General features: G+C 58.8%; 13 protein-coding genes. 8 read left to right on the top strand and 5 right to left on the bottom strand.

Features of this window, described 5'->3' with window-relative positions; genetic code table 11:
- Nucleotides 1–4: 4 nt before the first annotated feature.
- Entirely contained in the window at nucleotides 5–1,603 is a 1,599-nt protein-coding gene (locus EBC_RS23110; protein WP_013204289.1) for an EAL domain-containing protein, read from the bottom strand.
- Nucleotides 1,604–1,836: 233 nt separating this feature from the next.
- On the opposite strand from EBC_RS23110, the gene EBC_RS25610 reads away from it, so the two are divergent.
- From EBC_RS25610 to EBC_RS23085, 5 genes are all read left to right on the top strand, one after another.
- Nucleotides 1,837–2,607 (top strand): class II aldolase/adducin family protein, encoded by a 771-nt coding sequence (locus tag EBC_RS25610; RefSeq protein WP_013204288.1) that lies wholly within the window; start codon nucleotides 1,837–1,839, stop codon nucleotides 2,605–2,607.
- Nucleotides 2,608–2,619: 12 nt separating this feature from the next.
- Nucleotides 2,620–3,561, top strand: a complete 942-nt coding sequence (locus tag EBC_RS25605) for an ABC transporter substrate-binding protein (protein ID WP_013204287.1) — start codon at nucleotides 2,620–2,622, stop codon at nucleotides 3,559–3,561.
- Between the two features lie 128 nt (nucleotides 3,562–3,689).
- Nucleotides 3,690–4,232: a winged helix-turn-helix transcriptional regulator gene (locus EBC_RS23095; protein WP_013204286.1), complete on the top strand. Its 543-nt coding sequence runs from the start codon at nucleotides 3,690–3,692 to the stop codon at nucleotides 4,230–4,232.
- The gene (locus tag EBC_RS23090) at nucleotides 4,229–5,308 is read left to right on the top strand and encodes an HlyD family secretion protein (protein WP_013204285.1); all 1,080 of its coding nucleotides are present in this window, start codon (nucleotides 4,229–4,231) and stop codon (nucleotides 5,306–5,308) included. Before EBC_RS23095 ends, EBC_RS23090 begins: the two co-directional genes overlap by 4 nt.
- Nucleotides 5,308–6,882, top strand: a complete 1,575-nt coding sequence (locus EBC_RS23085) for a DHA2 family efflux MFS transporter permease subunit (RefSeq protein ID WP_013204284.1) — start codon at nucleotides 5,308–5,310, stop codon at nucleotides 6,880–6,882. Before EBC_RS23090 ends, EBC_RS23085 begins: the two co-directional genes overlap by 1 nt.
- Before the next feature lie 6 nt (nucleotides 6,883–6,888).
- Here the strand turns inward: EBC_RS23085 and iolG are convergent, their stop codons facing one another.
- The gene (gene iolG, locus EBC_RS23080; protein WP_013204283.1) at nucleotides 6,889–7,875 is read right to left on the bottom strand and encodes an inositol 2-dehydrogenase; all 987 of its coding nucleotides are present in this window, start codon (nucleotides 7,873–7,875) and stop codon (nucleotides 6,889–6,891) included.
- A gap of 244 nt (nucleotides 7,876–8,119) precedes the next feature.
- On the opposite strand from iolG, the gene EBC_RS23075 reads away from it, so the two are divergent.
- A complete protein-coding gene (locus EBC_RS23075; protein ID WP_013204282.1) occupies nucleotides 8,120–9,142 on the top strand; it encodes a LacI family DNA-binding transcriptional regulator in 1,023 nt (340 codons plus the stop codon).
- A gap of 87 nt (nucleotides 9,143–9,229) precedes the next feature.
- The gene (locus EBC_RS23070; protein ID WP_013204281.1) at nucleotides 9,230–9,559 is read left to right on the top strand and encodes a DHCW motif cupin fold protein; all 330 of its coding nucleotides are present in this window, start codon (nucleotides 9,230–9,232) and stop codon (nucleotides 9,557–9,559) included.
- 41 nt (nucleotides 9,560–9,600) lie between these two features.
- Here the strand turns inward: EBC_RS23070 and uxuA are convergent, their stop codons facing one another.
- Nucleotides 9,601–10,785 (bottom strand): mannonate dehydratase, encoded by a 1,185-nt coding sequence (gene uxuA / locus EBC_RS23065; protein ID WP_013204280.1) that lies wholly within the window; start codon nucleotides 10,783–10,785, stop codon nucleotides 9,601–9,603.
- Nucleotides 10,786–10,973: 188 nt separating this feature from the next.
- On the opposite strand from uxuA, the gene EBC_RS23060 reads away from it, so the two are divergent.
- Nucleotides 10,974–11,663 (top strand): FadR/GntR family transcriptional regulator, encoded by a 690-nt coding sequence (locus EBC_RS23060; protein WP_013204279.1) that lies wholly within the window; start codon nucleotides 10,974–10,976, stop codon nucleotides 11,661–11,663.
- A gap of 48 nt (nucleotides 11,664–11,711) precedes the next feature.
- Here EBC_RS23060 and EBC_RS23055 read toward each other — a convergent pair whose 3' ends face one another.
- Nucleotides 11,712–12,785, bottom strand: a complete 1,074-nt coding sequence (locus EBC_RS23055; RefSeq protein WP_013204278.1) for an AI-2E family transporter — start codon at nucleotides 12,783–12,785, stop codon at nucleotides 11,712–11,714.
- Between the two features lie 62 nt (nucleotides 12,786–12,847).
- Complete coding sequence (locus tag EBC_RS23050; protein WP_371732178.1) at nucleotides 12,848–14,500, bottom strand: ABC transporter permease; 1,653 nt, start codon at nucleotides 14,498–14,500, stop codon at nucleotides 12,848–12,850.
- Between the last annotated feature and the right edge of the window lie 5 nt (nucleotides 14,501–14,505).

Genomic DNA, 14,505 nt, shown 5'->3' with positions numbered 1-14,505 from the left:
GCCTTTATTCTTCTCTCACCGCGACGGGCACTGACGTCCAGGGTTGCTGATTTTGTTCTTCCATCCACGCCATTAACGCACTGCCGGTCATCGGCCGGGCATACAGATAGCCCTGGATAAAGATCACCCCACGCTTTTTCAGATACTCCAGCTGCAGCGGCGTTTCCACCCCTTCCGCCACGATGCTCAGCTTCAGCTTATGGCTCAGCATGATAATCGCATCCAGCACCGGCGCTTCGCCCTCAACCGATTCAATGGCATTCACGAAGCCACGGTCAATTTTCAGGTAGTCCAGCGGGAAGGTTTGCAGGTAAGAGAGCGAGCAGTGGCCGGTGCCGAAGTCATCGATGGCGATCTTAATCCCTTCGCGGCGAAGCTGCTGCAGTTTGCTGATCACATCGTCGCCGTCGGAAATCAGGCTGCGTTCGGTCAGCTCAAGGGTAATATTCGGCTGGTGGTGGGCTATTTTGGCGGCAAATTCACGGATGTCCGCCATAAAATCCGCATGCTGAATATGCTCACCGGCGATATTCAATCCAATATGGAAGTTCGGCGGGATCTGCCAGTCGCGCATATCCTCGGCGATATTCTGCAATAAAGATTGGGTCAGCGGGACAATCATTCCTTCTTCTTCGGCAGCCTGAATAAACAGATCCGGTCTGGCCCAGCGGCCATTGGGTAATTTCCAGCGCATTAGCGCTTCCGCACCGGAGGCTTTGCCGGTCTCCACGTTATACACCGGCTGATAATTTACCGAGAATTCCCGGCGCTGAATCGCCCGCTTAAGCTGGTCGCGGATCGATACCTTTCGCTTCAGCCAGTTGTTGGTCACCATCATCAACAGCAGCGAGAAAATGGCCGCCATCGGGATAAAGGTCACCATGCCGTGGCGCCAGGTTAACGCCAGGTCACGCGCAGGCGAGGTGACGGTGGCGACAATCGGATAGCGTTGCGAGGTTTCAACCAGCGTATGCGCCCTGAGCAGGGAAGCGCGCTCATCCGGGAGCGTGCCGCTGGCGATGCGGTAACCGCCGCCAAACTGCAACACGATGGCGTAATCGTGGCTTTTGCCCACCGCATCCATAAAGTCGAGCAGATACTGGCCATCCACTATCGCATAGCTGCTAAACATGCTCGGGGTGTCGCGCACATAGATTACGGCCGGGCGATCCTTTACCGAAAACGTGCCGGCCAGCGAGGTCATCCACCAGGCTTTGCGCGTTTCTGGTGGTGGGCCTTGCAGCATGGTCTTCAGGTCGCCGCGTAAACCGGCATACATTGACGAACAGGTGACTTCGTCATCCTGCATCACGCCGATTGAGCGGAAATAGGGGTACTGCGAGGCGTATTCCTGCAGCTGCTCATTAATGTCCGTGCAGGATTTATCGGAGAACTTGCGCAGATAGCCGACCATATTCCACGCCTGATCGCTAATCGACTCGGCCTGCGTGAGCAGCATTGAGGCCGTTACGGATTGCTGACGTTGTACAATTTGTCGGGCGTCGATAAAGGTAAACAGCAGGCAGAGGAGCAGCGGTGCCAGACCGGCAATGGTCAAAAAAAGGCCCTTCTTTTGCGGGCTGGTCTTAAAAATAGAGTCCACGTCGTACCTCTGTAACCCAACAAAACGTTGCGTAAAAAAGTGCCGGCCAGCCGCAAATGACGGTATAGCTGACGAAAAGCCAGACAGTCTGCCAGCATCATAAGCGCAGAGACCGGGCTTTAGTCAATATTCTGCAAATTATTGCCGGATTGATCGTTTCCCCGCCGTTTTTCTCCTGTGTCAGGATGCCTTCGCGGTCTGGCCGCGTAACCCGGACAACAACAGGAGCGAAAATGACTGATGCGGTGGTACTAAAAAGTGCAGCGCCTTTACGGAGCAGGATCACGGACGAGGAGTGGCAGGCAAGGGTCAAACTGGCGCACTGTTATCAGCTGGCGGCGAAGCTCCGCTGGACCGACCATATCTATACCCATTTTTCGCTGCGCGTGCCGGGGGAAAAGCCTCACTTCCTGATCAACGCCTACGGACAAACCTTCGATGAGATCACCCCGGAAACGCTGGTTAAGATCGATCTGGATGGTGAGATCATCGACGATCCCACCGGTCTGGGCATTAATCCGGCGGGCTACGTGATCCACAGCGCCATCCACCGCGCGCGCCCGGAAACCCATGCCGTGTTGCATACCCATACCGCCGCCGGGATTGGCGTGGCGGCGCAGAAAAAGGGTCTGCTGATGATTTCCCAACACAGCATGCGTTTCTTCCAACGTCTGGCGTATCACGACTACGAAGGGATAGCGCTGGATCTGGACGAGCAGCAGCGCATCGTCGCCGATCTGGGCGATCTCAACGCGCTGATCCTGCGCAATCACGGCCTGCTGACCTGCGGCAACAACCTTGAAGAAGCCTTCTATAACCTCTATTACCTGGAGCGCGCCTGCGTGGCTCAGCTGGCTGCGCAGACCGGCGGCAGCGAGCTGACCATCGTGCCGGACGACGTGGCGGAGAAAGCCGCGCAGGTGTTTGATAACGGCATTAAAAACAAAAAATATCTCCTGCACTGGGATGCCTATATCCGCCAGCTGCAACGCAACGCACTTTAATAAGGGATCGCCATGAAATATTTAGCGGCTGTGCTGCTGCTTTGCACCACTTATGCCGCCAGCGCGGCCAGTGACCTTTCAGGCGTGACGCTGGTGCTGGGCGATCAGGCGCGTAATCTGCGTTCGCTGGTGGACGCCTCGGGCGTAATGAAAGACGCGCCTTATCAGTATCGCTGGGCCAATTTCCAGGGCGCGGCGCCGTTGTTCGAAGCGCAACGCGCCGGCGCGGTGGATACCTCCTATGCCGGGGATTTGCCGGTACTGATGGCGGCTTCAGGCGGGGTGGAATTAAAGATTATTGCGACTAACGTCGGCGATCCCGGTTCGAATGGGCTGGTTGTTCCGGCCGATTCACCGATCCACAGCGTCAAGGATCTGCCGGGCAAACCGGTGGTGGTCTCCTCCGCCCGGGGCAGCATTTCCCAGCACTTGCTGTATCAGGCGCTGGAAGAGGCGGGCGTAAAGCGTGATGCGGTGCCGGTCCGTTTTGTGCTGCCAACCGATGCCAGCGCCGCGTTCAACTCCGGGCAGATTGCCGCCTGGGCGACCTTCGATCCCTATCTCGGCATCGCCGAACAGCACGGCGCGCGCCTGCTGCGCGACGGCAAAGGACTGACTACCGCGCTGTCATTTGTTACCGCCACCGGGAGTTCGTTAAAGGATCCGCAAAAAAGGCTGGCGATAGCCGACTTTGCCCGCCGTCTGGCGAAAGCGCGGGAATGGGCGCTGCAGCATCCTGATGAATATAATCAGGTTTACTCTTCACTGACCCGACTGTCGCCGGAAGACGCCAGGGCGATTACCGTCAGGATTTCTCACGGCATTCGCCCGGTCTCGGCGGAGGATATTGCGAAAGTGCAGAAGGTCTCCGATCTGTTCTCCTCGCTGGCGATCCTGCCGGCGAAAGTGGACGTCCAGTCGATCACCGACACCAGCGTGTTCACGGCGCAGTAGCGTTAACACCTCGCTGGAACATGAGGAATTCAGCGCGACCGATGGCAGGCGAAATAAAGTCACTTGCATAATGCAAGTGACCTGGCTACTGTTACTTGCATAATGCAAGTCACGAGTGGAAGCCTGCCATGAAATCCGATCCCCTTTATCAGATGTCCTGTCCGATTGCCCGCAGCCTGGGCCGAATTGGCGACAGCTGGAGCATGCTGATCCTGCGCGATATGTTTGCCGGCCTGACGCGGTTTGATGAACTGCAAAAAAGCAGCAATATTGCGCCAAATATCCTCACCCGACGGCTGAAAGACCTGGTAGAAGACGGTCTGCTTGAACGGGTCGCCTATTGCGAAAAGCCGCTGCGCTATGAATATCACCTCACGCAAATGGGACGCGATTTCCGGCCGGTGATCCTGTCGCTGTTGCAGTGGGGCAACAACTGGCTTGCACCGGAAGGCCGCTCGATGCAGCTGGTCGAGCGCAGCTCAGGCCGCGTGGTCGAGCTGGAGTTGACCGATAAACAGACCGGCCGGGCGATCACCGCCACGGAATATGCCTCTGTGCCCGGCCCGGCGGCCGACGAGGCGGTGCGCTATCGCCATGAGTACGTGCAGCAAAAGCGGGCAGGGGTTGCCGGTAAATTTGTCCCACCCAGCATCTATCGTGACCCATCATGAGCCTGACCCTGAATGACGGTGCCACGGCACCGCGCCGGTTCACGCTACCCCGTAAGCGCTCACTAACATTTCTGCTGCTGATTGTCCTGCTGTGCGCGCTGGCGGGCTATAGCTGGCACTGGTATAACACCGGGCGATACCTGCAGCAAACCGATGATGCCTATGTCGGCGGCGATATCAGCGTGCTGTCAGCCAAAGTGCCGGGCTATATTGCGCGGGTTTGGGTGCTGGACAATCAGCAGGTGCAGCAAGGCGATCGGCTGATTACCCTTGAGAGTGCGGATTATCAGGCGGCACTGGCGCAGGCGCAGGCCAACGTCAGCGCGCAGCGTGCGCAACTGGTGGACATTGCCGCCACGCGTCAGCTGCAACAGGCGACAATTGCCAGCGCGCAGGCCAGCGTGCGTTCGGCGCAGGCAGAGTCCCGCCGCACGCGGGATGATAATCAGCGTTATTCCGCGCTGGTAAGCAGCGCCGCCGTCTCCCGACAGAGTCGCGAGCAGGCCGCCGCCGCCTGGCAACAGGCGGTTGCCGCTGAACAGAAAGCCCAGGCCGAAACCACCGCATCGCAGCGTCAGCTGGCGGTACTGGATGCCCGCAGCCAGCAGGCGCAGGCTGCCCTTGAACAGGCGCTGGCCCAGCTGGATATGGCGAAGCTGAACGTCGGCTATACCGACATCCGCGCGCCGTTTGCCGGCACGGTCGGTAACCGCCGCGCGCGGCCCGGCGCCTTTGCTGCCGCCGGCACGCAACTGCTGTCACTGGTGCCCAGCCAGGGATTATGGATCGATGCCAATTTTAAAGAGAGCCAGCTGGCGGAGATGAAACCCGGCCAGAAAGCCGAAATCCGTGCTGATGTCATGCCCGACCGGGTGTTTCACGGCCATGTCAGCAGCCTTTCTCCGGCAACGGGCGCGCAGTTCAGCGTATTGCCCGCCGAAAACGCCACCGGCAACTTCACCAAAATCGTGCAGCGGGTGCCGGTGCGTATTCTGTTAGACAGCAACGACAGCCGGTTTGGCGCGTTGCGTCCGGGCCTGTCGGTGACCGTCAACGTTAACCAGCAGGACCGCTAATGAACGGCCAGGCGGGTATTGCGGGCATGAGCATGGCAAGCAAGGTTTTTGCCTTTGCCACCATGTGCGTGGGGATGTTTATCGCGCTGCTGGATATCCAGATTGTTTCGGCCTCTTTGCGGGATATCGGCGGCGGGCTGTCCGCAGGCACCGATGAAACGGTGTGGGTGCAGACCAGTTATCTGATTGCCGAAATCATTGTTATCCCGCTTTCCGGCTGGCTGGCCCGCGTGATGTCTACCCGCTGGCTGTTTGCCGCTTCCGCCGCCGGATTTACGGTGATGAGCCTGCTGTGCGGCTGGGCGTGGAACATTCAAAGTATGATCGCCTTCCGGGCATTGCAGGGCTTCCTGGGCGGCTCGATGATCCCCATGGTGTTCACCACCGCTTTTGCCTTCTTCAGTGGGCCGCAGCGGGTGATTGCCGCCGCGACCGTGGGCGGGCTGGCTTCGCTGGCACCGACGCTTGGCCCGACCGTCGGTGGCTGGATCACCGACAATTACTCGTGGCACTGGCTGTTCTTTATTAACCTGGTGCCGGGGATGTTTATCACCATTGCGGTGCCCATATTAGTCAACGTCGATGAGCCGGACTGGTCATTGCTGAAAGGCGCGGATTATCCCGGCATGCTGATGATGGCGTTGTCGCTGGGCTGTCTGGAATACACGCTGGAAGAAGGGCCGCGCTGGGGCTGGATGGATGACAGCACTATCCTTATCACCGCGTGGATTTCTGGCCTGGCGGGCCTAGGGTTTATCTGGCGCACCTTGCGGCATCCGCGTCCGGTGGTCGATTTGCTGGCCCTGAAGGATCGTAATTTTGCGTTGGGCTGTTTTTTCTCGTTTATGGCCGGCGTCGGTATCTTTTCGACCATCTACCTTACGCCGCTTTTTCTGGGCAATTTACGCGGCTTTAGCGCGCTGGATATTGGCCTGGCGATCTTCTCCACCGGGATCTTCCAGATCCTGTCGATCCCGATCTACTCGTGGTTTGCTAACCGGGTGGATCTGCGCTGGCTGATGATGATCGGTCTCGCGGCGTTTGCCCTGTCGATGTTCTTTTTCACCCCGATTACCCATGACTGGGGAGCGGAACAGCTGCTGCTTCCGCAGGCTTTTCGCGGCGCGGCGCAACAGTTCGCCGTCGCCCCGGCGGTAACCCTGACGCTGGGCGGGCTGCCGCCTGAGCGGCTGAAGCTGGCGTCGGGACTGTTTAATCTGATGCGCAACCTGGGCGGCGCCATCGGGATTGCGATGTGTGGGACGGTATTGAATGACCGGACGAACCTGCATTTCAGCCGGCTGGGTGACCATCTGAATATGACCAATCAGGCGATGGACAGCCAGCTGGATACGCTGACGCAGATCTGGCAGCAGAGCGGTATGGACGTCGCGACCGCCCATACCGCCGCGTTGAAGCAGCTGGCTGCAATCACCTTCCGTGAAGCGCAAACTCAGGCTTTTGCCGATGCGTTTGTGCTGATTATGGTCGGATTCATCATCACCACGCTGATGGTGCTGCTGATGCGTAAACCCGCCGCGAGCGCGCCGCCGGTAACCGCAGAGGCGCATTAGGCCGGGTTACAGCCGCACCACCTGCCCACTGTTCATCGACGCCAGCGCGGCGTCCGCCAGCCGCAGCGCCTGCAAACCGTCTTCGCCGCCAGGGGAGATGGCTTTGCCACTCTTCAGGTGCTCAATCAGGCTGGCGAACTCCAGACGATAGGCATCGGCATAGCGTTGCAGGAAGAAATACATCGGTTTCTGCGCCACCACGCCGCCAATGTCGGATTTTACCAGGCTGCTTTCCGGCAGGTTATTCACCGCCAGCATTCCCTCGCTGCCGTGCACTTCAATGCGCTGATCGTAACCGTAGGTGGCGCGGCGGCTGTTGGTGATCACCGCCATTTTGCCGCTGGCACAGGTCAGCGTGACGACGGCGGTATCAATATCGCCCAGCGCCTTAATGGCGGGATCGACCAGCGAACAGGCGCTGGCATAGACGCTCACCGGCTCTTCCTGCAGCAGCCAGCGCGCCATATCAAAATCGTGGATGGTCATGTCGCGGAACAGGCCGCCAGAGGTTTTCAGGTATTCCGCCGGTGGCGCACCGGGGTCGCGCGAGATAATGGTGACGATTTCGGTATTGCCAATCTCGCCTGCGGCCAGGCTTTGCTGAAGCTGCGCCATGCTCGGGTCGAAGCGGCGGTTAAAGCCGACCATCAGGGTCACGCCACATTCTTTGACCGTGGCCAGGCAGCGCTCGACGCGCTCTAAACTCAGATCCACCGGCTTTTCACAGAAGATGGCTTTGCCCGCTTTGGCCGAGGCTTCAATCAGGTCGGCATGGGTAATAGTGGCACTGCAGATGGCGACCAGGTTGATGCTGCTGTCATCCAGCGCCTGTTCGGCGCTCACCACCGTCGCCCCGTATTTTTCTGCCAGTGCCTGTGCGGCAGGAGGATACACGTCGATCACATACTGTAAGCGACAATCTGGGTGAGCCGCGATATTGGCCGCGTGGATTTGACCGATACGACCGGCACCGAACAGGGCAACGTTATACATACAGTGATTCCTTAACTGAGGGAGAGAAAGGGTTGGTGCATGAGTGATCGTTTTTGGCCGAAATAAAGTCAACGCAAAGGCCAAACGGCATCATCAAAAAATGCGTTAAATCACATATTTAAATGAGGTGAAGTCCATCATTTTTCAGCAAACAGACTGGAATCATTGGCTTAGCCTCACTGGCTGAATGCGGGCTTTGCACTATGATGAAAAACACCTCACGCGCAAGGAAAGGGATGCAGGCATGCCTGACAAAAACAGCTGGAAAGGACCAACCATCGCCGAAATCGCCAAAGAGGCCGGGATCAGTATGGCCACCGTCGATCGGGTGCTGAACGGGCGCGCGGGCGTGCGTGACGTCACGCGAAAAAAGGTCAAACTGGCGATACAGCGACTGGGCGGCAACTGGGATGAGAGCGGCGTTGCCGGGCAGCAGCGGCGCATCGCCTTTATCTGCGAGTCCGGCACCAGTTTTATCAGCCTGGTGGAGCAGGAAGCCCGGCGCTATATCGCAGCTCATCCGGAAATCGCCTTCAGTTTTGACAGCGTGGCGAATGTGCAGGTGAACACCGAGCGCTTCAGCCAGCTGATCGCCCGCCGTGCCGCAGAATCGGAAGCGGTGTTACTGGTCTGCCGCGACGACGTTAAAATCAACCGCGCGGTGCGCGAGGCGATTGATAACGGCGTGCATGTGATCTGCCTGACCAGCGATCTGCCCAATTCGCGGCGCACCGCCTATGTCGGCCTGGATCAGATCAGCACTGGCTCCACCGCCGGCTGGCTGATGGGCCGGATGCTGCCGAAAAAGCCCGGCAATATTTTGCTGATTTTCAGCTCGACCTACCGCACCCAGGAAGAGCGGGAAGTGGGGTTTCGCCGGGCGTTACGGGTCGAGTTTCCGCATCTGACGGTCGTGGAAAGGGTGAATACCAACGATGAATCGGAAAGCTCGTATCAAAGCGTGAAAAAGTTTCTCGCAGACAATCCGCCGATGGCCGGCATTTATAATATGGCCGGCGGTAATCGCGGCGTCGCTCTTGCCCTTACGGAAAAGGGGCTGGCTAATGAGGTGGTGTTTATCGGCCATGAGCTGAGTGACTATACCCGCAGCCTGCTGGAAACCGGGGAAATGGACATCGTGCTGGGCCATGATATTCAACGGGAAATCGAGCTGGGTATCGAGGTTATCGACCGTTTGCGCACCGGGGAGAGTATTCACAGCATAAACACCCCTTTGCTGATTTATACCAAGTACGCGCATTTTTAAGCCGTTGCGGCGTTAAATACAGCAGGACATACGCGTTGCGCCGTTGCTATGCTGCGACCAGCCTCCTAAATCCAGGACATCCGCACCATGAAGATGAGTGATATTCCGTTTGGCACCACGGCCTGGTCTGCACTGGCCACCACTGAACACCCTGGCGAAACCGGCAAAGCGCTGTGGCGCACTCAGCATTTCGGCGAGGTTCGCGTCAGAATGGTCGAATATACCGCCGGATACCTGGCGGATCACTGGTGTTCCAAAGGGCATATTCTGCTGTGTCTTTCCGGCGAGCTGCATACCGAACTCGACGATGGTCGGGTCTTCACCCTGACGGCGGGGATGAGTTATCAGGTCGCCGATGATGCCGAAGCGCATCGCTCCTGGACCCACACCGGCGCACAGCTGTTTATCGTCGATTAGGCGATATATGACGGGCCAGACCCGCGTCTGGCCCCGCAACCTCAGTCGTTAAAATAGATCTGCTTCAGCGCCACTTCCACACCGCGCACTTCCGCTAACCCCTTCAGACGGCCGATGGCTGAATAGCCCGGATTGGTCTTCTTGTGCAGGTCATCCAGCATCTGGTGACCGTGATCGGGACGCATCGGGATCCCGCGCGTGTTGCCCTGCTGACGGCGACGCTGCTCTTCCGCCAGAATCACCTTCACCACGCCAACCATATCCACATCGCCGCCAAGATGAGCCGCCTCGTGGAAGCTTTTCGGGTTCTCTTCGCGCAACGTCGAACGTAAATGGGCGAAGTGAATGCGGTCGGAGAAGGTTTCCGCCATCTTCACTAAATCGTTATCTTCCCGCACGCCGTAGGAGCCGGTGCAGAAGGTGAAACCATTATGCACGCTGTCCACGGTCTCTTTCAGCCACTGCATATCTTCCAGCGTGGAGACAATGCGCGGCAGGCCGAGGATTGGGCGCGGAGGATCGTCCGGATGCACCGCCAGCACGATGCCGGACGCTTCCGCCACCGGCACGATGGCCTGCAGAAACGCCGCCATATGTCTACGCAGACCGGCTTTATCGATGCCGTCGTACTGCGAAAGCTGCGCCTGGAACTGCTCCAGCGTGTAGCCTTCTTCCGCGCCGGGCAGCCCGGCAATAATGTTGCGGGTCAGGGTCTCGATGGCGTCCGGCGTCATGGCATTGAAGTAGTCAGCGGCGGCTTTCTGCTCCTGCGCGTCGTAATCCTGGCTGGCGTTCGGCCGCTGTAAAATATGCAGTTCGAAGGCGGCAAAGGCGATATGGTCGAAGCGCAGCGCTTTGGCACCATCCGGCAGGGTCCAGGCCAGATCGGTACGCGTCCAGTCGAGGACCGGCATAAAGTTGTAGCAGACGGTATCAATGCCGCAGCGACCAAGATTGCGGATCGACTGCTGATAGTTGGCGATGTAATGCTGATAATCACCACGCTGGGTTTTGATCGACTCATGGATGGGTATGCTTTCCACCACCGACCACACCAGCCCTTTTTCAGCCAGCAGTGCCTGGCGAGCCTGAATCTCTTCTACCGGCCAGACCTCGCCATTCGGAATGTGATGCAGGGCGGTGACGATGCCGGTTGCTCCCGCCTGGCGGGCATCGTCCAGCGAAACGGGATCGTTTGGGCCATACCAGCGCCATGTGTGTTCCATGCAGAGCTCCTTAAATACGCAGGAAAAGACCGGTTCCGGCCCAGTGGTCAGGCCGCTGGACCAAGGATAAAACGCAACGGCGGTGGAGTGCCGTGATCCGGATCGCAGGTTTGGCCGTCGGCCACGGTCAAAAAGCCCGATGGCTTATGCTAAGCTGCCTGCCAGATGGCCCGGCAGGAGCGCGGATAATGGAATTACCTACCTTAAAACCTGAACGACTTTACCGGCAGATTTCCTCGCTGCTGATTGGCTGCATCCGCAAAGGGCAATTTGCGCCGGGTGCAATGCTGCCGCCAGAGCGGGAGCTGGCAAAGCAGCTGGGCGTCAGCCGCTCATCGATCCGCGAAGCGTTAATTGCGCTGGAAATTACCGGCTGGGTGGAGATCCGCACCGGCAACGGCGTGTTTGTCAGCAGCCTGCTGCCAAAAACCGATGCGCCGCTGGTGGAGGATGAATTCAGCCTGAAAGCGCTGATTAACGCCCGGTTGCTGTACGAGGGCATGACCGCCGAGCTGGCGGCGCGCAATGGCACGGATGACCAGCGCGCCGAGCTGAAGGAAGTCACTCAGGACCTGATCCAGCTGCACGTCAATGATGAGAAGTTCCTGCATGAAGACAAGCGCTTTCATCTGCTGATCGCCGCGATGACCGGCAACGAAGTGCTGGCCGAGATGATGGAATACTTGTGGAACAAGCGCAAAAGCAGCCGTTTTCTGCGGCTGGAGAGTCACTACGCTGAAAGCGACTTCCCGCGCGAGATGAATCAGGATCACGCCAATATCAGCCAGGCGATTATTGAACGCGATCCTGAGCGAGCCAGAGCGTGCATGGAGCGGCATATCCAGCACGTCTACGATCGGCTTTTTAGCGGACAGTAATCAGGTGGGTGGCGGGTTCAGCCGCCACCGTTGAGGCCGGAACGCCGCTTATTCGCTCGCCGACTTTCTTCGGGTCAGCGCCTTTTTCTCTTTCGGTCTGCCATTCCCCAGCAGGATCGCCAGCTTGTTGCCGCCCGGCGTGGTTTCCATCAGGATTTTACACACGCTGGTCAGCGGCACGGAAAGCAGCATACCCACCGGCCCCAGCAGCCAGCCCCAGAAAATCAACGACAGAAACACCACCAGGCTGGAGAGTCCCAGCCCTTTGCCCATCACGCGCGGCTCCAGCATATTGCCAAATACCATATGAATCACGGTGAACAGCACCGCGACCATCGCGGCATCAAACACCGTATTCAGCAGCAGTGCCTGGATCAGCGGCGGAATGCCGGCAATGATTGGGCCGATATTGGGAATAAAGTTCAGCACAAAGGCGACGACGCCCCACAGCAGTGAAAACTTCACCCCCAGCAGAAACAGCGACAGCCAGACGGCGGCCCCGGTAATCAGACTGATCAGCGTTTTCAGCGCCAGATAATGGGTGACGCCTTTCAGCGCCTTATGCAAACCGGCAATGCGGATTTTCGGGTTCACCAGCGCGAAACGCAGCTTGTAGGGCAGGTGATGCACCTCAAACAGCATAAACACCACGGTCATCAGCAGCAGCACCACATTGGTCATCGCCCCAGAGAACTGGCTCAGTACCGTGGTGGCGACGTTCATCAACGAATTCGGATCCAGCCGCTCGGCCATACGTTCGGTGGAGAGGTTGATATGGAAGGTGGCGGCAAAGTGCTGCACGATCCCCAGCTTATGCTCCATCTGCGCGCGGATTTGCGGGTAGATGTCGCTGAATTCATTGACCGATCCGGCCACCATCGCCACCAGCAGGCCAATAACAATCAGCACGCCCAGCATCACCAGGCTGATGGCCAGGCCCCGCCTGACGCCTTTGCGCATCAAATAGGTGACCAGCGGGTTCAACACAATGGCCAGAAACAGCGCCATTAAAAACGGCACCAGAATCTCTGATGCCGCTTTGATACCCGCCAAAATCACAATCAGCGTGGCCATTTTCAACAGCATATTCTGCCCGATCTTTTCCTGCTGCAGTTCGCTCATTCCCTCTCCAGTTCAACCTCAGATGCGTAAGTTTAACGCCTCTGAACAGTGCCAGGATGCTTTTAGGAAAGATCGGAGGCTTTTCCCTGTTTTTGCAGCAGCGCCAGCGCCGCCAGCATCAGCAGTAAACTCACCGTCATTGCAATACTGGCCATCGCCATTCCCTGACCGACCGAGCCCTGTTCAAACTGCCGCCAGATAAACACCGCCACCGTTTGCGTACCGGCGGGTGCCAGCAGCAGCGAGGTCACCAGCTCGCGGGAGGCGATAGCAAATACCATCAGCATCGCCGCCAGCAGGCTGGGAAACACCAGCGGCAGAATAATATGGCGCAGCGCCTGCAGCGAGCTGGCCCCGTGCACGCGGGCGGCGGGTTCCAGATTGCCGCCAATCTGTTTCAGCGCGCTGCCGACATAGCGCACCGGCCACGGCAGCAGAATGCAGCAGTACGACAGCAGTAAGATCGCCCAGCTGTTGTAAGGCGAAACCGGCCAGAACGATCGGTTCCACAGCAGGATTAACCCCACGCCGACCACCACGCCTGGGATCGCCGCAGGCAGCAACGACAGGGCATCGATTATTTTCGCGCCCCGCATTTTGCCTTCCACCACCAGCCAGGCCGCCAGAAAACCCAGCACGCCGGTAATGGCAGCGGCACCCAGCGCCAGCGCCACGCTGGTGGAAAGGGCCGATAACGCTTCGCTTTGCTGCGCGAACAGTGCGACAAAATGGCGATCGGTGAGGTTAGCCAGGTGCAGCCCGCCGGACAGCGTCGACATCAGCGCGGTGACGTAAAGCGAGCAGAGCGGCATCGCCACCACCACCACTGAAACCAGGGTAAACAGCGCCATCACCGGGATTTTCCAGACACCCAGCAGAACCGGGCTGCTCTGCGCCGGTTTGCCGGTAATGCTGGTCACTTCTTTATTGCCGGTCAGCTGCTTTTGCAGCGCAAAGGCCGCAAGGGCAATCAGCACCAGCATCACGGAAAGCAACGAGGCACCGGGCAGGTCGATCGGCCAGTCCGCCAGCCGCTGTTCAATGCCGACGGTCAGCATCACCACACCCGCACGCGGGCCAAGTGCCGCCGGTACGCCGAACTCCTCAATTGCCAGGGTGAAGGCCAGCAGCACTCCCGCCGCCAGCGCGGGCAGCGCCATCGGCAGTGACACATGCCAGAACGCCCGCCAGGCGGAAGCGCCATGCACCCGGGCCACCGTGGCCAGCCGCTGACCGCTCGCCAGCATGCTGCGCGACACGGCAAAGTACACCACCGGAAAAATGTTCAGCGTCATGATCAGCATGATGCCGGTCTGGCTGAACAGCAGGGTGTTGAGGTTCGGCCCGCCCAGCTGCATCAGGTAGCCATTTTGCTGCAGCGCCAGCATCCAGCTGAGCGCGGCGATATAGGGCGGGGTCAGGAACGGGATCAGCATCAGCACATCCCAAACGCGGGCCAGCGGCAGATGAAACAGGCCGCGCAGGGTACCCAACGGGATCCCCAGCAGCGCGCTGAACAGCGCCACGCCAACGCCGGTTTTCAGCGTGCCCACCAGCAGCGTCGGCAGTTCTGGATCCCTTAGCAGCGCCGGGATAGTCGAAAACGCCCCGGCCAGCGATCCTTCGCTGAGCGCCGGGAACAGCGCCTGCAGCAGAATAAACAGCAGCGGCAGCGCCACCAATACCATCAAAAGAGCCACGGTCAGCAGGGGCATCAGGC

Source organism: Erwinia billingiae Eb661 (assembly GCF_000196615.1).
In the GTDB taxonomy this organism is placed as follows: Bacteria; Pseudomonadota; Gammaproteobacteria; order Enterobacterales; family Enterobacteriaceae; genus Erwinia; species Erwinia billingiae.
The sequence above is the reverse complement of the archived record's forward strand: the minus strand, read 5'-3'. Positions and strand labels throughout refer to the sequence as shown.

Excerpts from the sequence above, each read along its gene's own strand:
- EBC_RS23095 (WP_013204286.1), top strand. The coding sequence starts at position 3,690 with ATGAAATCCGATCCCCTTTATCAGATGTCCTGTCCGATTGCCCGCAGC.
- EBC_RS23050 (WP_371732178.1), bottom strand. The coding sequence starts at position 14,500 with ATGCCCCTGCTGACCGTGGCTCTTTTGATGGTATTGGTGGCGCTGCCG.
- EBC_RS25610 (WP_013204288.1), top strand. The coding sequence starts at position 1,837 with ATGACTGATGCGGTGGTACTAAAAAGTGCAGCGCCTTTACGGAGCAGG.
- EBC_RS23085 (WP_013204284.1), top strand. The coding sequence starts at position 5,308 with ATGAACGGCCAGGCGGGTATTGCGGGCATGAGCATGGCAAGCAAGGTT.
- uxuA (WP_013204280.1), bottom strand. The coding sequence starts at position 10,785 with ATGGAACACACATGGCGCTGGTATGGCCCAAACGATCCCGTTTCGCTG.
- iolG (WP_013204283.1), bottom strand. The coding sequence starts at position 7,875 with ATGTATAACGTTGCCCTGTTCGGTGCCGGTCGTATCGGTCAAATCCAC.
- EBC_RS23090 (WP_013204285.1), top strand. The coding sequence starts at position 4,229 with ATGAGCCTGACCCTGAATGACGGTGCCACGGCACCGCGCCGGTTCACG.
- EBC_RS23055 (WP_013204278.1), bottom strand. The coding sequence starts at position 12,785 with ATGAGCGAACTGCAGCAGGAAAAGATCGGGCAGAATATGCTGTTGAAA.
- EBC_RS23070 (WP_013204281.1), top strand. The coding sequence starts at position 9,230 with ATGAAGATGAGTGATATTCCGTTTGGCACCACGGCCTGGTCTGCACTG.
- EBC_RS25605 (WP_013204287.1), top strand. The coding sequence starts at position 2,620 with ATGAAATATTTAGCGGCTGTGCTGCTGCTTTGCACCACTTATGCCGCC.
- EBC_RS23060 (WP_013204279.1), top strand. The coding sequence starts at position 10,974 with ATGGAATTACCTACCTTAAAACCTGAACGACTTTACCGGCAGATTTCC.
- EBC_RS23075 (WP_013204282.1), top strand. The coding sequence starts at position 8,120 with ATGCCTGACAAAAACAGCTGGAAAGGACCAACCATCGCCGAAATCGCC.